Source organism: Hahella sp. HNIBRBA332 (assembly GCF_030719035.1).
Classification (GTDB): domain Bacteria; phylum Pseudomonadota; class Gammaproteobacteria; order Pseudomonadales; family Oleiphilaceae; genus Hahella.
This window is the reverse complement of sequence record NZ_CP132203.1, coordinates 359,588-379,094: the sequence shown is the minus strand read 5'-3', so window position 1 is coordinate 379,094 and position 19,507 is coordinate 359,588. Positions and strand designations below refer to the sequence as shown.

General features: G+C 52.3%; 16 protein-coding genes. 10 read left to right on the top strand and 6 right to left on the bottom strand.

What is annotated here, in order from left to right:
- Positions 1–34: 34 nt before the first annotated feature.
- Together alaS and O5O45_RS01885 are read right to left on the bottom strand one after the other, a co-directional pair.
- Complete coding sequence (gene alaS, locus O5O45_RS01890; RefSeq protein ID WP_305903612.1) at positions 35–2,665, bottom strand: alanine--tRNA ligase; 2,631 nt, start codon at positions 2,663–2,665, stop codon at positions 35–37.
- 221 nt (positions 2,666–2,886) lie between these two features.
- On the bottom strand, positions 2,887–4,260 hold the full coding sequence (locus tag O5O45_RS01885) for a DUF5610 domain-containing protein (RefSeq protein ID WP_305903611.1): 1,374 nt from the start codon (positions 4,258–4,260) through the stop codon (positions 2,887–2,889).
- Between the two features lie 173 nt (positions 4,261–4,433).
- On the opposite strand from O5O45_RS01885, the gene O5O45_RS01880 reads away from it, so the two are divergent.
- From O5O45_RS01880 to astE, 7 genes are all read left to right on the top strand, one after another.
- Positions 4,434–5,300, top strand: a complete 867-nt coding sequence (locus tag O5O45_RS01880) for a prenyltransferase (protein ID WP_305903610.1) — start codon at positions 4,434–4,436, stop codon at positions 5,298–5,300.
- A gap of 76 nt (positions 5,301–5,376) precedes the next feature.
- Complete coding sequence (locus O5O45_RS01875) at positions 5,377–5,886, top strand: RDD family protein (protein ID WP_305903609.1); 510 nt, start codon at positions 5,377–5,379, stop codon at positions 5,884–5,886.
- Between the two features lie 672 nt (positions 5,887–6,558).
- A complete protein-coding gene (locus O5O45_RS01870) occupies positions 6,559–7,329 on the top strand; it encodes an ABC transporter ATP-binding protein (RefSeq protein ID WP_305903608.1) in 771 nt (256 codons plus the stop codon).
- 125 nt (positions 7,330–7,454) lie between these two features.
- Positions 7,455–8,231, top strand: coding sequence for an ABC transporter substrate-binding protein (locus O5O45_RS01865; protein WP_305903607.1), 777 nt, complete (start codon positions 7,455–7,457; stop codon positions 8,229–8,231).
- Positions 8,232–8,285: 54 nt separating this feature from the next.
- Positions 8,286–8,993, top strand: a complete 708-nt coding sequence (locus O5O45_RS01860; RefSeq protein ID WP_305903606.1) for an ABC transporter permease — start codon at positions 8,286–8,288, stop codon at positions 8,991–8,993.
- Positions 8,993–9,712 carry an ABC transporter permease gene (locus tag O5O45_RS01855; protein WP_371747994.1) on the top strand — a complete coding sequence of 240 codons (720 nt, stop codon included), beginning with the start codon at positions 8,993–8,995 and terminating at the stop codon, positions 9,710–9,712. Before O5O45_RS01860 ends, O5O45_RS01855 begins: the two co-directional genes overlap by 1 nt.
- Positions 9,713–9,719: 7 nt before the next feature.
- Positions 9,720–10,745, top strand: a complete 1,026-nt coding sequence (gene astE / locus O5O45_RS01850; protein WP_305903604.1) for a succinylglutamate desuccinylase — start codon at positions 9,720–9,722, stop codon at positions 10,743–10,745.
- On the opposite strand, the gene O5O45_RS01845 is transcribed toward astE, so the two are convergent.
- From O5O45_RS01845 to O5O45_RS01835, 3 genes are all read right to left on the bottom strand, one after another.
- Positions 10,734–12,356, bottom strand: coding sequence for an ATP-binding response regulator (locus O5O45_RS01845; protein ID WP_305903603.1), 1,623 nt, complete (start codon positions 12,354–12,356; stop codon positions 10,734–10,736). The genes astE and O5O45_RS01845 overlap by 12 nt on opposite strands.
- A gap of 127 nt (positions 12,357–12,483) precedes the next feature.
- On the bottom strand, positions 12,484–13,086 hold the full coding sequence (locus tag O5O45_RS01840; RefSeq protein ID WP_241567000.1) for a response regulator transcription factor: 603 nt from the start codon (positions 13,084–13,086) through the stop codon (positions 12,484–12,486).
- A 22-nt stretch (positions 13,087–13,108) separates the two neighbouring features.
- On the bottom strand, positions 13,109–13,939 hold the full coding sequence (locus O5O45_RS01835; RefSeq protein ID WP_305903602.1) for a M23 family metallopeptidase: 831 nt from the start codon (positions 13,937–13,939) through the stop codon (positions 13,109–13,111).
- A 188-nt stretch (positions 13,940–14,127) separates the two neighbouring features.
- Between O5O45_RS01835 and amrS the strand changes: the two genes are divergently transcribed.
- The 3 genes from amrS (at position 14,128) to O5O45_RS01820 (ending at position 16,798) form a co-directional block, all read left to right on the top strand.
- Positions 14,128–15,216: an AmmeMemoRadiSam system radical SAM enzyme gene (gene amrS, locus O5O45_RS01830; protein ID WP_305903601.1), complete on the top strand. Its 1,089-nt coding sequence runs from the start codon at positions 14,128–14,130 to the stop codon at positions 15,214–15,216.
- A gap of 5 nt (positions 15,217–15,221) precedes the next feature.
- Positions 15,222–15,833: an alpha-ketoglutarate-dependent dioxygenase AlkB family protein gene (locus O5O45_RS01825; RefSeq protein WP_305903600.1), complete on the top strand. Its 612-nt coding sequence runs from the start codon at positions 15,222–15,224 to the stop codon at positions 15,831–15,833.
- 116 nt (positions 15,834–15,949) lie between these two features.
- On the top strand, positions 15,950–16,798 hold the full coding sequence (locus tag O5O45_RS01820) for an ion transporter (RefSeq protein ID WP_305903599.1): 849 nt from the start codon (positions 15,950–15,952) through the stop codon (positions 16,796–16,798).
- Between the two features lie 47 nt (positions 16,799–16,845).
- On the opposite strand, the gene O5O45_RS01815 is transcribed toward O5O45_RS01820, so the two are convergent.
- Positions 16,846–19,224, bottom strand: coding sequence for a Lon protease family protein (locus O5O45_RS01815; RefSeq protein WP_305903598.1), 2,379 nt, complete (start codon positions 19,222–19,224; stop codon positions 16,846–16,848).
- Between the last annotated feature and the right edge of the window lie 283 nt (positions 19,225–19,507).

The window sequence follows — 19,507 nt, the reverse complement described above, 5'->3', positions numbered from 1 at the left end:
GTTCTCCCTGCCTTCGCCTTTCAAATGCGCGGGATTAACCCAGTTGCCCTTCCACCCAAGCATTTACCGAAGCCAACGCCGCATCAAGCTTATCCAGCTCCACGCCACCGCCTTGGGCCATGTCCGGACGTCCACCGCCTTTGCCGCCCAATTGCTCCGCGACCATTTTCACCAGATCTCCGGCTTTCACTTTCGCAGATTCGGCTTTCGTGACGCCAGCCACTAAAGATGCTTTACCGTCTTCAACAGACGCCAACAGCACCACCGCCTGACCTAGCTTGTTTTTCAGCTGATCGACGGTATCCATCAGCGCTTTGCGATCAACGCCATCCAATTTAGCGGCAAGTACTTTGAGGCCTTTTACGTCTACAGCGGAAGCCGCCAGATCGCTACCCGCAGAGCTGGCCAGCTTGGCTTTGACCTGATCGATTTCCTTCTCCAACAGACGTGAGCGTTCAAGCAGAGCGCGCACTTTATCCGCCGCTGTTTCGCGATTGCCTTTTACCAGTGCGGCGATATCACGTAACAATGCGTCACTGGACTGCACCCAGTTCTCAGCCAGCTGCCCCGTCAACGCTTCAATACGACGCACGCCAGCCGCGGTTCCCGCCTCGCTGGTGATCACAAACATGCCGATATCGCCGGTGCGCTCGACGTGAGTACCGCCGCACAGTTCGATGGAGAAGTCGCTTTCCCCCATCGCCAGAACCCGCACGGTATCACCATACTTTTCACCAAACAGCGCCATAGCTCCGCGCTCCCGCGCCGCATCCATTCCCATAACTTCCGTAGATACCGGCGTATTGGCGCGAATCTGCGCATTAACGATGGATTCCACCTGACGAATCTGTTCCTGCGTCATCGGTTCAAAGTGCGCAAAATCAAAACGCAAACGCTCTGGGTCCACCAAAGAGCCTTTCTGAGCGACATGATCACCCAGCACTTTACGCAAAGCCGCATGCAATAAGTGCGTAGCGGAGTGATTGAGAGCCGTGGCTTTACGCTTGTGGCGATCCACTTCCGCCGTAACAGTCTGGTCAGCCTTGATCTCACCTTCAGAGACGGCGCCAATATGCACAATCGCCGAACCTTCCTTTTTGGTGTCCTTAACGATAAATACACCCGTATCGGTCTTCAGCACGCCAGTATCGCCCACCTGACCGCCAGACTCCGCGTAAAACGGCGTCTTATCCAGCACGACTACGCCTTGCTGACCAGCAGTCAGGGCGTCAGACTTGTCTGAACCAGCGAACAAAACCAGCACCTTGTAGCTGCCCGCAAGTTCGGTATAGCCCGTAAATTCAGAGGACACATCTATGTTCAGGCCGGCGTTGTAATCCACTCCAAAAGACCCTGCGTCGCGCGCGCGCTTACGCTGAGCCTCCATCTCCACTTCATAGCCATCCATATCCATCGCCAAGCTTCTTTCTCTGGCGATGTCGTTGGTCAGCTCCACCGGAAATCCATAGGTATCGTAAAGAGTAAAGATCGTTTTACCTGGGATGATGGAGCCCTTGAGTTGCTCCAGCTCCTGCTCAAGCAGGCGCAGGCCTTTGTCCAAAGTTTTGGCGAACTGCTCTTCTTCCAATAGCAGTGTCTTTTCAATTTTGCTTTGAGAGGATTTCAGCTCTGGATAAGCATCTCCCATTAACGCCACGAGCTTAGCAACCAATTTATGCAAGAATGGCTCATTCGCGCCCACTTTGTTGCCGTAGCGTGCGGCGCGACGAATAATACGGCGCAATACGGAACCGCGCCCGATATTCTCAGGCAACACGCCATCGGCAATCAGGAATGAGCTGGAACGAATATGGTCGGCGATAACCCGTAATGCAGGCTCCTCAGTAGAGGCGCCGCCAAGCACCTTGGAAGCTTCAGCCAACAACTCCTGGAAAAGATCAATTTCATAGTTGGAGTGCACGCCTTGCATCAGGGCGGAGATACGCTCAAGGCCCATCCCGGTGTCCACAGACGGCTTGGGAAGCGGATGCATTTCACCATCAGCGGTGCGATTGAACTGCATGAAAACCACGTTCCAGATTTCAATGAAGCGGTCGCCATCTTCATCCGGGCTGCCAGGAGGCCCGCCCGCGATGTGCGGTCCGTGGTCGTAGAAAATTTCGGTACATGGGCCGCAAGGGCCGGTGTCGCCCATCTGCCAGAAGTTGTCAGACGCATAGGGCGCACCCTTGTTATCGCCGATACGGATAATACGCTCTTTCGGCACGCCAATTTCATTGGCCCAGATATCGTAGGATTCGTCATCGGAGGCGTAAACCGTCACGGTCAACTTGCTCTTGTCTATATTGAGCCAGTCCGTTGAAGTCAAGAATTCCCAAGCGTAATTGATCGCTTCACGCTTGAAGTAGTCGCCAAAGCTGAAGTTGCCCAACATCTCGAAGAATGTGTGGTGACGAGCGGTATACCCGACATTCTCCAAATCGTTGTGCTTGCCGCCTGCGCGCACGCATTTTTGCGAAGTGGTCGCCCGATCATAACTACGCTTATCCTTGCCCAGAAACACGTCTTTGAACTGATTCATACCCGCGTTGGTGAACAGCAATGTAGGATCATCCGCAGGAACCAGCGAACTACTGGCGACAACTTCATGCCCCTTACGCTGAAAATAGTCTAAAAAAGCGCTACGTATTTCTGAACTCTTCATACCTGTTCCGTTCTGGGTGATTTCGATAGTGAGACCCGCGCGATGACTGAATTGCGCGCCAAAGGCTGAGCTGCGTACTCTACCATAGAACCTGCGGGGTAAAAAACGGCCCTGTAGATTATGGAATGCGCAATTTTACATATGAGAGAGGAGCAGTGGGGACTTAAAACGCAAACGGCGCAGCTTGGTTAAACTGCGCCGTAGTAAAAGACTGAATTCGCTTAAGCGGACATGCGCTCCAGCAACTCTTTCGCGAAGTCCACGTATTGTGTCTGATAGGCGGGCGCTTCGTCCTGACGGGCTTGCAACATCTGGCTCAGAAACTCATGCACCAGGCGAGCTGGATCAGCAAACATAGAGGCTTTGTTCAGGGAATCCGCCAACATATCCCGGTGTTTCGCCAAAGACTGGAAGGCGTCGCCAGCGCCTTCAGTGCGGCGGTATGCGGCGTCCACACGCTCATACTGCAAACTGCGCATGTTAATGGCGTAATTGGCGATTTCACTGCTGTCGACATTCATGTCCATCGCTGCGGAAAAGGCGGCATCCATATCGCCGCCAAAGAAAGAGGCTGCAATCCCCTCTACTTGTTGCAGCATGTCCGCCAACGCATTCAGCTCGTCCTCATCCAGCTCGCCATCAACGGAAAACTCAAAAGAGCCAACTCTGAAGCTGTTACTGGAGAACTGCATGGCTTCGCCATTTTCTCCGCGACGATAATTCAGCGCGGATTGCGAGCCGGATGCCTCCACCATACGAATACGCACGTTATCGCCATCCTGAGTCTGCACGTTTATGCCCACATTCGCGGCATAAAGAGAAGAACGTCTGGCGGACAATGCTTCAGCAATGCCACCAAGGCGTGATGGCGCATCGCCGCCAGTCTGAGAAGACCCAGCGTCAGAATCTGAATTTGAGCCCTGAGAGCCGTTGTACCCATCAGGAACGTAGATAACATCTGGCTCACCATACCCCTCAGGCACGTAGATAACATCCGGCTCTCCGTACCCCGGCGGCACATAGACCACGTCAGGCTCCTGAGGTTGAGGGTCAGTGGGGCTATCTGAAGGCAGATAACGTTCACGCAACCCCGCCAAGCCATCCTGAATCAGTTGATATCCTGAATCGATATCTTCTTGCAGCTCATCCGTAATCAAGCCGCGAGCATCCAATTCCTCCAGCGCCTCTGCATAACCACGATCAACGCCTTCAGCAGCTTGAGCGAACAGATTTTCCAATTCTTCCGGCGAAGCGCCGTTACGAGCGGCGTTTTCTATTCTTTTCTCTACAAAGCCCAGTACTTTGTTGGCGACATCTTGGGGGGTAGGAACTTGTGGCTGATAAGAATCATTGGCGGGCTTCACTCCAAAGCTGGCGAGACGCCCAGACATTCTGGCTTCAAAAACTCGAACAGAAAAATCCCGGCCGCCGCCACTTTGGCTGTAAGAAACTTCTGTGCTGGAGTAACTGAAATCATACGCGACGATATTGCCGCCCGCGCCCTTGCCATGACGCATCTTCTCAGACGCCTCAGAACCAGAGCCATGATTGGAACCAGAAAGCAGATTATTTATCGCCGGCATTGCAAAGTGCATTTAAACGCCCTCCCCCAAACCTGTTTATGCCCTCCCCGTAAAGCCATTTTCAACGAGGGCAATATAGTTAGCGTCAGATCCCTCGTTTTCTTTAGCGACTTTGCATTATTAAAACTTAATTTTTAGGAATTTTTGATTATGCTTGCAGGTAACCATTTGATTATCCGACAACTATGACAGCCACAGCCTCCCCGACGACCAACAAATACAGATTCGCCTCATCATTACGACCATTCTCCCTGATCATCGCTGTCGGCTGCTGCGGTATTGCGTTCGCCAGAACTTTCCCTGAGGCAGACTTCTCAGCACCACTCGCCATACTGACTTTCACTGCCACGCTGCTGGCGCAATGCGGCGTAAACCTGATTAACGACTGGAGCGACCAACACCAGCCCGAGTTGCGCCTGAACTGCGATCAAATTCAGGCCATCCGTCGCAATTTCGTTCTGGGAATGGCGTGTTTCGCCTTCGCTGCCGTTATAGGAAGCGCCATTATGTTAATGAGAGGGCCGGTAATCGCTTTGTTGGCCATGGCCGGCTTTGCGGGGTGTCTGGCGTATACCATTGAGCCCTTTAACCTGAAACGTCGCGGCTTGGGGTTAATACTGGTGTTTGTATTAATGGGTCCTCTTCTGATTACCGGCGCGGGATTCAGCGCTACAGGAAACTGGTCGCAGACGTTGCTTTTGGACTCAATCGCCTTCGGCCCGCTAATATCCCTGGTGTTAATGGCGAATGAAATCCGGGATATAGAAAAAGATCTGCGCCATGGCGATCGCACGCTTTCTTCTATATTAGGGTTACCCCGCGCCAAATTGGCGTTTCTGGCTCTTCTGGGATTAACCGCCGCCGGGTATATCACTCTGATTTCTTTGGGCCACTTGAACTCGCCACTGTGGATGTCAGGCTCGCTCGTTTTCGCCCTGTTCCTCGCGTATCGACTCCTGCAAATGCACAGCATTACGTCCCGCCGCAACCTGCCGCAATTGGCGGGCAGACTGACGGGCGTCACCGCGCTGTGCCACCTACTTTCCATTTGATCGCGCCGGGACAGAAATAGTCACCTGTGGTATAGTCCCGCCGCAGTTTTCAGTCGCCTTGAGAGTCCTCATTTTTATGCTATCGAATCGCTTTCCGGAAGACCCCGCGCAACTCCAACCCGCCCCTTTGTGGCGTCGCCTCGCAGCTATGTTTTATGACTCCATTTTGCTGATTGCGGTATGGATGGTGACCACGATGATTTATATGCTTCTACGGGGGATGGTTATTGGCTCTGAAGCGATGCAGATAGAGGCTGACGCAGGTAAAAATATCGGCGATCCATTGCTTTCCAGCAGTCTGTTTCTGGCTACTTTCTTCTTTTTCGCCTATTTCTGGCGACGCATAGGACAGACGCTCGGCATGCAGGTCTGGCGCATCCGTATTCAGAACCCGGACGGCTTCAAAGTGAACTGGAGTCAGTGTCTGCTGCGCTTTTTTGGCGCCGCGGCCTCCGCTGTTTGTCTTGGGCTGGGGTATCTTTGGGTTCTTTGGGACAAAGAGAAACTGAGTTGGCATGATCGTTTTTCTTTGAGCAGAGTCGTTTATGTCCCTGCCAAGCCCTCAGAAAAGAAAAAAAAGAAGTAGCATTTCCTATTTCACCACTTTTTCCGCCTATCCAGACTTTTCAACAATCCCCCATTTGTCCGATGACACCGTCGAAGCGCCAATTTAACGAAAATATTCGGGCGCTCGATGGCGCTTAAAAATCCCTCTTAAAAACAAAAACATACAACAATCAATAAACTCCGAAACCAGAGCAGTTTAAAAGTTTAACGACAGGTCTATAGGTAATTTCCGTAGACAGAGCTTGGTTGACATTAAAATTCTTTTCGGATGGAATACGGAGGAACCGCTAGTTCAAAAAGCGTGATTTGTGATAATAACAACAGACAGAACAACAAGACTCAGTTCTAAAAACAAGAAAGTATCCTGTGCACGAGCAAGCACTATGGATCAAATAGAAGTTAAAGCGGTCTGGCTCATATGATGGTTACAGAACATTCCCAACACATTTGCGTACGCTTCTGCAGCTCGCTACTTATTGGGATCTGTATGTCCTACCTCGATGATTTCCTCGCCACTCGCCTATCCCTTAGCGAAGTTCTAGATGAGTAGCTTCTAAGAGACTACCCTGGCATGAAAGGCTCAAATGCCACACTCTATTCTCACCACAAGCAAAGAATAGGTGGTAGCCGGAGCTAACTACTATTATTAAGTCGATTTGTCGGCATCGCCCATTCTCAACCGGAGGTTTACATGGCTGAAAAAGCCCCCCTGGTAGTCACAGACGTACATAAGAAGTTTAATGACCTGGAAGTCTTGAAAGGGGTTTCGCTTAGAGCCGTAAAAGGTGACGTAATCTCAATGATAGGTTCGTCAGGTTCAGGCAAAAGTACTTTTTTAAGATGCATCAACCTGCTTGAAATCCCTACCTCAGGTGAAATAGAAGTTCACGGCGAACAGATCACCTTCACCACCAGTCGAAACGGAGAACGCAAGCCTGCGGACATCAAGCAGGTGGAGCGCATGCGGTCCCGACTGTCCATGGTATTTCAAAGTTTTAACCTCTGGTCGCACATGACCGTTCTGGAAAACATTATAGAAGCGCCCATTCATGTGCTCGGCGTCCCCAAAAAAGAAGCGTTGGAAAGCGCAGAACGCTACCTCCAGAAGGTCGGCATCTGGGAACGCCGCAACTACTATCCCGCGCAAATGTCCGGCGGCCAGCAACAACGCGCAGCCATCGCCAGAGCGCTGGCGATGGAGCCAGACGTCATGCTGTTTGACGAGCCCACCTCAGCGCTTGACCCAGAGTTGGTCGGCGAGGTCCTGAAAGTCATGCGCTCACTGGCGGAAGAAGGCCGCACCATGATCGTGGTGACCCACGAAATGGCCTTCGCCCGCGACGTTTCCAGCCAAGTGGTGTTTCTGCACCAAGGCAAAATCGAAGAGCAAGGCTCTCCTGATAAAGTATTCAACAACCCGGATTCCGAGCGGGTTCGACAGTTTTTGGCTCCGAAGTATTAATCCTATACAGGGCCAATTAAACCGTGCGCGACGTCCTTCGGTTCATCGCTGCACTTTCGCAGAAAATGGGGTTTAGAAAACGGTGGCCAAGCCATCAGTCTGATAATAAATGTTGAGGAAATTTCATGAAAAAGTTACTCATTACCTTGGTGTCCGTACTGGCTTTTTCGTCAGCCCAAGCTAAAGACTGGAAAGAAATCCGTATCGGCGTTGACGCAACCTATCCTCCCTTCGCCTCCAAAAACGCCGCTGGCGAACTGGAAGGCTTCGATATCGAAATCGGTAATGCGCTGTGCGCGGAAATGAAAGCGAAATGTGAATGGGTAGTGCAAGATTGGGACGGCATCATCCCTGCACTGCTGGCTCGTAAGTACGACGCTATCCTGTCTTCCATGTCCATCACTGAAGAACGTCGTGAAAAAGTTCTATTCTCTGACAAATACTACAACACCCCATCTGGCTGGGTAGCCAAGAAAGGCGCAGGCATTGATCCTTCCGACATGAATCAACTGAAAGGCAAATCTGTTGGCGTACAGCGCGGCACCATTCAGGACACCTATGTCAGCGAAGAACTGAAAGACGTCGTCAACATCAAGCGTTACGCTGGCCAGGACGAAGCCTACCTGGACATGAAGGCCGGTCGTCTGGACCTGCTGTTCGTTGACGCACTGGCTGCTGACGGCGGCTTCCTGAAAAAAGAAGCGGGCCAGGAATTCGAATTCGCCGGCCCCATGATCACTGAACCCGTCCGCATCTTCGGCGAAGGCGCAGGCATCGCTGTGCGCAAGCGCGACACCGACCTGGCCAACAAATTCAACGCCGCCATCAAGAAAATCCGTGGCAACGGCGTGTACAAGAAGATTAACGACAAGTACTTCGAAATCGACGTTTACGGCAAGTAAGCATCTGAAAGGAGGCCTCGGCCTCCCCTTATCATCAATCGATCAGGCGATTTTATGTTAGATCTGAAAGGTTACGGCCCCACTATCCTCAAAGGATCATTGGTTACCATAGAAGTAGCCATACTCTCTTTATTGCTCGCCTTGCTATTGGGATTGTTGGGCGCAACCGCAAAACTATCCAGAAACCCGATTTCCAAGGCAGTAGGCACCGCGTACACCACAGTGATCAGGGGCGTGCCCGATCTGGTTCTGATGCTGCTGATCTTTTATGGCGGCCAAATACTGATGAACAGCCTGTCAGACTGGCTTTACGACCAGTTTGAAATCGACACCTACATCAATATCAACGCCTTCGTCGCCGGCGTATTGACCATAGGCTTTATTTTCGGCGCCTATATGTCAGAAACATTTCGCGGCGCTTTCCTCGCCGTCGAGCGCGGCCAAATTGAAGCCGGCCTGGCTTACGGCATGAATCGCTGGCAGATTTTTAAACGCATTATGTTTCCACAGATGATGCGCCACGCCCTTCCTGGCCTTGGCAACAACTGGCTGGTCATGCTGAAAACCACCGCGCTGGTCTCCGTCATTGGCATGGAGGATATGGTGCGCGCCGCCCACCAGGCTTCCGCTGCGCTACAGGCTCCATTCATGTTCTTTATTCCCGTGCTTTTGATATTCCTGGCGCTGACTTCTATTTCCGAGCTTTTATTCAAAAAGCTGGAAACTCACTATCATGTTGATTCCAGGAGAACTACCCAGTGATCGAGACACTTACTACCTGGCTCAACCAGAATAAAATTTTTAATGTCGGCACTCTGGAGTACTACTGGGACGGCTTGACGGTCACCGTTCAAATGGTTTTTCTGTCACTGCTGATCGGCTTGGTTATCGCCATTCCACTGGGCATATTACGCACCAGCAAGAACCCCTGGATAAACAAACCAATCTGGCTCTATACCTATATATTTCGCGGCACGCCACTACTGATCCAGCTCTACCTGATCTATTATGGCTTGCCCGCTGTGCCCGGAGTAAAAGACTCTTTCATCTGGCCTCTGCTGGCTAACGCGTTTTACCCGGCCATGCTCGCCTTCATTCTGAATACCGCAGCGTACACGACAGAAATTATTCGCGGCGCCATTCAGCAAACGCCTCAAGGGGAAATTGAAGCAGCTAAAGCTTACGGAATGTCCTGGTGGTTAAGCATGCGTCGCATCATTCTGCCCAACGCCTTCCGCCGAGCCCTGCCAGCGTATAGCAACGAAGTCATCTTCATGTTACACGCCAGCGCCATCGCCAGCGTGGTGACGATTATCGACCTGACTGGCGCAGCCCGTTACATCTATTCCAAATACTATGCGCCTTTTGAGGCCTTTACCTTTGTCGCCCTGATTTACTTATGCCTGACCTTCACCATCATTTATATCTTCAAGCGTCTGGAACACAAACTCATGGCCCACTTGAGACCCGTAGGAAGCTGATTTGTCTATGAGCGCTTTATTCGCCCCCCACAAGGACTTCTTATCCGCCACGCTGGCTGACATCCCTGAGGGGCGGGAAGCAGCGCAAGAAAGGGAAGTCATTGAAAATAACGGTGTGGCGTTCCGCCTCACCGGCCATGGCGCGCTAACGTGCGCCCCCTCCTCGCCAATCGGCCCAAAGCTGGTTTTTTCCGCAGGCGTGCATGGCAACGAGACTGCGCCAATAGAAATCTTGAACGAAATTGTTTCAGAGCTATTGGAAGGGCTGCATCCTGTGCGCCGAGAGTGCCTGTTTCTCCTCGGAAATCCTCCGGCCATGAGGGCGCAGGAGCGCTTTATTGACATCAATCTCAATCGCCTTTTCAAGGAAAGCGCCTCTTCAGGCCCTGGATATGAGCCCAATCGAGCGGCGGAACTTATCGCACAGGTACAAGACTTTGTTCCGCCAGGAGAGACGTGCTGGCACTATGACCTGCACACAGCCATTCGAAGTTCGCAGATCGAAAAGTTCGCTGTTTATCCATTCCTTCCAGCTCGGCAGTGCCCCACTCTACAGCTTAAGCTGTTAGCGGCCAGCGGGGTGGAAGCCGTGCTGCTGCAAAACAAGCCCGCCGCGACATTTTCAGGTTGGAGCGCAGCAGAGTACGCCGCAGAGAGTTTCACAGTGGAATTGGGCAAAGTGCATCCATTTGGTGAAAACGATCTGGCGGGACTTGCCAATCTTAAAAGCCAGCTTCTGGCGCTTATTGCCGGCGATGACGCCGCCATCAAATCCCATAGCGGAAAGCTGCCTGAGCAATTTCAAGTCGTTGACGAGGTCATTAATACAGGCAAGAACTTCCAGTTGAACATTGCAGAAGACACTCCCAACTTCACTGAGTTGGAGGTGGGATATTCAGTTTGGAGGGATGAGGAGACGGAGTACGTCGTTTCCGACAGTTCCGTGCGCATTGTCTTCCCTAACTCCAAGGTGGGACCCGGTCAACGCGCAGGACTGTTAGTCAGGCCTTTACCTGCAATATTACTGAGTTGATTCAGCGGATTGATCCCGCTTGCCTACCGGCTTGTTGCGCACCGGCAGCGTAAAATAAAAAGTGCTGCCGCCGCTTTCTTCAGGCCTGAAACCAATCTCGCCGCCATGAGAATGAATGATCGACTGACATAGCGTCAGCCCTATTCCCATTCCTGACTTTTTAGTGGTGAAGAAAGGGCTGAACAAATTATTCTGATGCTCTTCCGCAACGCCAGGCCCTTCATCCGTCACTTCGAATAAAATGCCCTTACCATTTGCCTGCGCCACTCTGAACTTAACAGCGCCGCGCATATTCGCGTGCCCCATCGCCTCCATGCCATTACGCAACAAATTCAAAGCCACCTGCTGCACCTGCACTGGCTCAATATAGAGCTCCGGCAAAGAGGGCTCTATATTGGCGCGCAGCTCAATGCCGTGCTCCTTAGCCTCTATTTCCGCCAACTCCAGAATGTCTCTGGCGAGCGTGTTAGCCGATAACATCTCTTTGCCCTGTAAAGGCTTCTTAACGAAATCGCGAATATGTTGAATGACCTGACTGGCTCGCAAACACTGACTTTCTATCTTTTTCAGGGTTTCATCCATCAGCGCCTTATCCAACTGCTCCGCCTTGGCAATACGGTTGGCGACGCGGATGTAATTGACGATGGCGGTAAGTGGCTGATTCACTTCATGAGCGATACCCGCCGCCATCTCCCCCATCATACTCAAACGGGAGATATGAGCGAGCTGGGAACGCTGCGCTTCAGCGCTTTGCCGCGCGGCTTCCAGCTCTTCAGCTTGCCTGATCTCTTCCGTTGTATCATGAAACACAACCACGGCATGAGTGGCGTGATCATCCCGCGCCGTCGGCGTGACAGTAAAGGCGACAGGATAGACAGAGCCATCTGGACGCGTGAACAAGGCGTTTCCGATGCGTAACGCCTCATTTTTACTTAGAACGCGTTGTAGACGCTCGGTCATCCGATCCAAATCGAATGCATTTTCACCCTCAGGATTTTCCGCCTGACTGAAATGCAGCTGTACGAAGGAGCGCCCGAGAAGGCTGTCTTCGTCACACGCATTCATGCGTCCCGCCGCCGAGTTGGCGAAAATGATTTCGCCACGGCGACTCAACCCGTATATGCCCTCGCTCATGGCGGACAGAATGCTCGCCTTGTCTATCTGCAACTCACGGTTACGAGCTTCCAGCTGCTGCTCCAAGCGGTGAATCTTCAGGTGGGTCTCCACCCTTGCGATCACTTCTTTAACCTGGAACGGCTTGGAAATGTAGTCCACGCCGCCAGCGTCGAAGCCCATCACTTTGGAGTCCGTGTCATCCAGTGCGGAAAGAAAAATAATAGAAGAGGACGCAGTGGCCGGATCCTGCTTCAAAGTGCGACACACCTCAAAGCCGTCCATACCAGGCATCATGACGTCAAGAAGAATCAAGTCAGGGTGGGATTTACGAACGATACTAAGCGCTTTCTCGCCGCTATCCGCCACTAACAACTTATAGCCGCGACCATCCAATGTTTCGTAAAGGATTTTCAGGTTAGCCGGATTATCATCCACCAGCAGAATCTGGTCCTGTCTGGATAGCTTGGATACTGCTTTGTTATCTACCGTCGCCATGCTCCACCGAGAAAAATGCCGGAACTTGCGACTATAGACAGCCGTATCATCCCGTTTAATACGCGATAACCCTTACAGACCTGGGGGACTTTCACCCTCTGGAAAGCTGCGGCGGAAGCCGCAGAAATCAGCTTCTTGCGGCCAGCACCATCTGCACCAACTGCGCCAGAGAATGCGTTCCCATCTTCTGCATAACGCGCGAACGATGGATTTCCACTGTTCTCTGGCTGATATTCAATTCAATGGCGATCACTTTGTTGGCGTTGCCTTCGATCATCATTTCCATGATTTCCAGCTCACGCGGCGTCAGAGACTCTATCTTTTGACGCAACTTCTCTTTGTGACGCAGCGCTTCCTTCTGTTCTGCGTCCATCGCCAAAGCGCCTTTCACCTTCTCCAGCAGATCTTCTTCTCGGTAGGGCTTCTGCACAAAGTCTACAGCGCCAAGCTTCATCGCCTCCACAGCCATGGCCACATCGCCATGCCCGGTTACAAATATCACTGGCAAGGCGCAGCCCAGCTCAAGCAGCTTTTTGTGCAACTCCATGCCTGTCATTCCAGGCATACGGATATCCAGAACCAGACAGCCATTCAGATCGGCGACTTCCTCTTCCAGGAAGCTTTGGGCGCTGGAATACCCTTTGGTACTGTAACCTTCCGCCCGCAACAGGAGCAGCAGAGAGTCGCGAACAGCTTCGTCGTCCTCGACCACATAGACTATCTGGTTCATTACATTCATCTTGGCTAATTACCTATTTTTCTTGCAGGTTCTTGTTGCTCATCATTTTAGGTTCCGACGCCAGCAACAACGCCGGATCGAGCCTGGTCTGAAACCAGTTTATCCGCCAGTCCAGATGCGGCCCTGTGGCTCGCCCGGTAGAACCGACTTTGGCGATTTCCTGTCCCTGTTCCACTTTGTCGCCCACTTTCACCAGAATCTTATCCAAGTGAATGAAGGTGGAAGACACACCATAACCGTGATCGATCACCAGGGTTCCCCCTGAAAAAAACATATCCGGATGGGTGAGCGTTACTTCTCCAGAGGCCGGGGCAATCACGGAAGCGCCTCGAGGCGCAGCGATATCCAAGCCATAATGAGGGCGGCGCGGTTCGCCGTTGAAATACCGCTGACTGCCATACACTCCCGTAATAGGCCCTTTCGCAGGAGAAATAAACCCCTGTAAAAAATAGTTTAGTCTGGAATCGCGTCCCCGCGCACGGGCTACTTGAGCATTCTCCTCCCGAATACGCTTCAAATCGTTTGGGTCGGGCTCCATCATCTTCTTGGGAATGCCCTCAATATACTGTATGTCGTAATCTCTGGCGGAGATAGTGACGGGTTGCGTCCACTCCTGTCCATCCGCCAAACGGACCTTCAGACTATGCGTCAACACATCGTCACGCTCAAAACCGAAAACGAAGTGACCATCTTTTGTCAGCTCAAGCTTATGGTCGTCAAACCAGACTTGTGCGTCAGAAGCAGTTTGTCCGACTACCAGACCGCCCTGGGTTAAGTCGCCCTTGAGTTCAATAGGAGACGCCGCCCACACCCGGGCGCAGAGAGTAAGAGAAAGAAGAAGCATTCCGTATGGAAGGCTTCGCAGAAGTCTGATTAACATCATTTTTAACGATAAGACCGCGCGCAAAACAAATGGCGAACCACTTTGTGGTATTCTCATTATCATAGCCGTTAGTGGAAGCGGGTAAAACCGTTTATCCGTCCGATAGCTGACAAATGTAAGCGGAGGCAGGCGTTTCTAACCTGATTTTAATGATGGCCCAACTCCAACCGCCCCCAAGTCACCCTACTCGCTATTGGCGCCAGCTGGACGATGGCCGTATTCAGTGCGATATCTGCCCTCGCGCCTGTAAGCTGCACAAAGGACAACAGGGCTTGTGCTTTGTTCGTGCGCGAGAGAATGACGCCATTGTTCTGACCAGCTATGGTCGCTCCAGCGGATTTTGTATCGATCCCATTGAAAAGAAACCTTTAAATCATTTTCTACCAGGCACGCCTGTGCTGTCTTTTGGCACCGCCGGCTGCAATCTCGCCTGTAAATTCTGTCAAAACTGGGATATGAGCAAATCCAGAGAAATGGATACTCTCGCCGCCACCGCCATGCCGCAACAGCTCGCTGACGCCGCCCGGCATTACGGCTGCCGCAGCATCGCCTTCACTTACAATGATCCCGTAATCTTTCACGAATACGCAATTGATGTGGCGCAAGCCTGCCATGAAGTCGGCGTAAAGTCTGTCGCGGTGACAGCAGGCTTCATGTGCCCAGAACCCCGCCAGGAATTCTATCGCTACATGGACGCCGCCAACGTTGATCTGAAAGCCTTTACGGAACGCTTCTACCATAAGATCTGCGGTGCGCACCTGGCGGAGGTGCTGGATACCCTGGTCTATCTGAAGCAAGAGACTTCGGTTTGGTTCGAAATCACAACGTTATTGATTCCAGGTGAAAATGACTCCTCCCAAGAGTTGGAAGACATGTCTCAATGGGTGGTTGAACACCTTGGCCCAGACGTTCCCATGCATTTCTCCGCCTTTCACCCGGATTGGAAAATGAGGGATAGACCCCACACGCCACCGGAAACACTCACCCGCGCCCGGGACATCGCCATGAAAAACGGCGTACGCTACGCGTACACCGGCAACGTGCATGACAGCCAGGGCGGCAGCACATGGTGCGCCAGCTGTGGAGAGTTACTGATAGAACGAGACTGGTATCGCCTCGGCGCATGGGGCTTGAATGCACACGGAGAATGCGTCCATTGTGGAGCCGCCTTACCTGGCGTATTTGAATCGCACCCAGGAAACTGGGGCCCTCGTCGACAACCCGTGAGGATAAACTAGAACGCATGCAGTTACGCCAACATTCAGATTTACAGATTGAGTCCATTACAATAGCCAACGGTGCGCTCACCCTCGTTCATCCTGTACTGGAAGAGGCTGATGCCGCCTCTGTTTTGGAAGAGCTATCCCAGCATTTGGATTGGCGTCAGGACAGCCTGCGCATACAAGGTCGTACTATTCCTATCCCGCGCCTGCAAGCATGGTATGGCGAACCGCACTGTCATTATGCTTACTCCGGCCTGCGTCTGAGCCCCACTCCTTTTCCTCCAGTATTACAGCAGCTGCGCCATATCGCCTCTGAACTCGCTTCCGCCGAGTTCAACTGCGCTCTGTGTAACCTGTATCGAAACGGACAGGACAGCGTTTCATGGCACGCTGATGATGAGCCAGAACTGGGGCCCGCCCCCATTATTGCTTCTTTTTCTTTTGGCGCGACGCGCACGTTTCAGATTAAGCCCAAACGGGGAGGCCAAACCCTGGCGATAGAGCTGTTGCATAACTCGCTGCTGATCATGTCTGGAGACATGCAGCGCCACTGGCGCCACCAACTACCTAAAACGAAGGCGCCCGTGGGTCCGCGAGTAAACCTGACTTATCGATATATTCCCGCCGCCTGATTGCTCCCCACTCAGTCTTGATAACTATCGCCGCTCACCAGTAAACAGTTGCGCATCCTCAATGATGAATTAGAATCTGCGGCGTGGTTATCCGTTAAACCGGTTTCGAGAAAAACATGTCTATTAACGACAAGCTGCGTAGGCAGCTTTACATCATTATTTTTCACGCTGACACCCCTGCCGGCAAAGCCTTTGACATAGCGCTGATCGGCGGCATTCTCATAAGCGTTATCACCGTTATGCTGGACAGCGTCAGTGATTTCCGGCTGAAGTATGGCGACTGGTTCGTGGCCATTGAGTGGTTCTTCACAATATTGTTCACAATTGAGTATCTGTTGCGAATTTACTGTGTGGACAAGCCCGTTCGCTATATTTTCAGCTTTTACGGCATTGTCGACCTGCTCTCCATCATCCCAACCTATCTGAGTTTGTTCGTGGGCGGCGCGCACTATCTGCTGGTTATCAGGGTGCTCAGGGTTCTGAGGGTATTTCGTATCCTGCGGCTGGCGAAGTACGTTTCTCAGGCCAACCTGTTATTGCACGCGATCCGCCAAAGCCGGCAAAAAGTTACGGTGTTTCTGTTTTCCATCCTGGTGCTGGTCACCTTATTCGGCTGCCTGATGTATCTGATAGAAGGCCCTGCCAATGGCTACACCAGCATTCCACGCAGTATTTATTGGGCTATCGTCACACTCACGACCGTAGGATATGGGGACATCGCCCCAAGGACAGACCTTGGCCAAGGCTTGGCGGCGATGGTCATGGTGATGGGTTACGCTATCATCGCCGTACCAACAGGTATTTTTACCGCCGAACTTTCCAACGTCCTGCGCAACAACTACCTGAGCCTGGCCTGTCGTTCCTGCGAAAAAGATTTACATGAAGCAGAAGCCCGTTTTTGCAGCCATTGCGGCGCGCGGCTCCCTTTGGTGACGGTGGTGAAGCCAGTTAAAGCCCAGAGCTGAGGCATGCGGCCAGAGACGCCGCACGCCTTTAGGCACGGAGGGACGCCTTAGTGACGTCTCTCCGCCATTTTCAGTTGCTTGAGTTTCTGCTGAACCATTCCAAATAACGTATTACGGCTATAGGTTCCTTTTTCATTTGGCTGTCCAACACGCAGTCCAGTCAAAATCTCCAGCGCCTCTCCCACATTCCTGACGGAATATATGAAGAATTTCTTTTCCTTGCAGGCGTCTAACACACGCTTGTTCAGCATCAGGTTGTGCTCGTTGGAAGCAGGTATTATCACGCCCTGCTCCCCACTTAACCCTTTGATGCAGCAGGTTTCAAAGAAGCCTTCAATCTTCTCGTTAACCCCGCCAACTGGTTGAGAGTCGCCAAACTGGTTCATCGAGCCGGTAATGGCAATATTCTGCTTGATGGGCGCATCAGCAATAGAAGAAATGATCGCGCAGAACTCCGCCATGGAAGCACTGTCGCCGTCAACTTCACTGTACGACTGCTCAAACGCGATACTGGCGGAAATTCTGATAGGGCCATTCTTGCCGAAAATAGAAGCCAGATACGCAGACAGAATCATCATGCCTTTGGAGTGAATAGCGCCGGCCAGTTTGACGTCGCGCTCAATATCAATCACTTCGCCGTCGCCATAGTGTGTGGTCGCAGTCACCCGGCTTGGCACGCCAAATTCATGGTCGCCCGTGCTCAGCACCGACAACGCATTGATTTGCCCTACTTTCTCTCCGAGAGTGGAAATCAGCGTAGTGCCGTCGCGAATACTGTCGAACACCTGATCGCGAATTCGACTGGAACGGTATTCGGCGCTGCGCAGCGCTTTGTCGACATGCTCCGAATGGATCATTTTGGCTTTGGCTTCGTTAGCCCAGTAGTTACTCTCACGCAATAGATTAGCGATATCCGCCGCGTGTAAAGACAACCGGTTCTGATCTTCCGCGACGCGAGCGCTATGTTCAAGAATCCTCATCACCGCATAGCGATCACAAGGCATCAGCCCCTTCTCACGCACCAAGCTGGTAATAAAGCGGGCATAGTGCATTTGGGTTTCAGGAGTGCGCGAAATCTCACTTTCAAAGTCCGCCGTCACCTTGAACAGTTCGCCAAAGTCTGGATCATACTGCTGCAGCAACAAGTAAGTATCCCTATCGCCGAACAGCACAATTTTCACTTCCAGCGGCATTGGCTCCGGCTCCAGAGAAATCGTACCGGACAGCGTTATCTCTTTCTCCAGCGCGTTCATGGCCACGTTGCCTGAGCGCAGCGTGCGTTTGATTGCATCCCAGACAAAAGGCTGCTCAAGCACTTTGATGGCGTCCATAAGCAGATAGCCGCCATTGGCGCGATGCAGGGCTCCCGGCCGGATCAAGGTAAAGTCGGTAAATACGGTGCCTTTGTAAGTGACGTTTTCCACCGCTCCGAACAGGTTGTAGTAGTTGGGGTTGTCTTCCACAACGATCGGCGCATTGCCATTGGCGTCATGATGCACCATCACATTCACTTGATAGCGCCTGGGCAGCTTATTATCCATAGTGGCCGCAGCCAGAGCCGCCTGCTCTTCGCCGTCATCGAGAAAAATCTCGACGTTCTTCAGCAGGTCCGCCTGAATACGCTCCAAGTGTTCGACAACTTCTATGTGCTCGCGATACTTTTTCTTCAGGTTGTCGATCAAGTGCTGAGAAACCGCCAGCGCAATCTCTTCGTTCAGCGCCTGCTGTTTGTCCGCATATTCCTGCTCCCACTGGCTAAGTCGACGCAGCACCGTGCGGAGCTTTTTCTCCAACTTGTTGATCGCGTCCTCGAACTCTTGCTGGCGAGCTTCCGGAAGTTCCGCAAAGGTTTCCGCACTGTATGGCTTCTCGCCGTCCGTCGCGACCAGACGATAACCGCCCGGCGTCGTCACAGTCAGGCTGATTTGCTGTTTTTTGGCGGCGTTGGCGATGCGACTAAGTGATTTTTCCTGCTTCTGGCTCAGCTCGTTTTTAATCTGCTCTGCGCGCTCATAGTACGATTCGTTGTCAAACGCCTGCGGAATGCCCTTTTGCAGGCGCACCAACAGTTGCTCCAGATCTTTCTTTAACGGCATTCCCAGACCGGCTGGAAGACGCAGTACTTTTGGCGAGCGTACGTCGTCAAAGTTGTTGACGTAACACCAGTCGCTGGCGACCGCATCAGAGCGCTTTTTCTCCAGGAAGCGCATGATCATCGTCCGCTTACCCAGACCGTTGCGGCCGATGGCGTATATGTTATAGCCGGCATCCGCCATGGAAATAGCGAACTGCACCGCCTCCTGGGCGCGATTTTGCCCAAGAATTCCTTCCAGCGGCTCCAGCGCGCGCGTGCTGCTGAATTTAAAATCTTTTGTCAGACAGGGTTTGTAGAGCGATTGGATTTGTAGGGGCTTTTTCTTACTCATAGACTCCGCCCGATGCTAAACCGGGGCGTCAAAATGCGTGTATAGATCGCTGCTCGCCACGCCGGCTCACCTGCGACTTCCCAAAAAAGGGTCAAGTTTAACCAAATCGGCTTTAGCGCAAAACCGCTTTTACACAATTATCCAAGATGCTCTCCCGCCGCTCCCGCCAACGCTGTAAGTCCCGCAAAAGCACTGACGATTGACTAGGCGGACTAAAGTTTTTCCTATGCCCGCCGTTATAAGTTTAGCGTAACTCCGGTTACGGCGACGCCGACCGGAAACA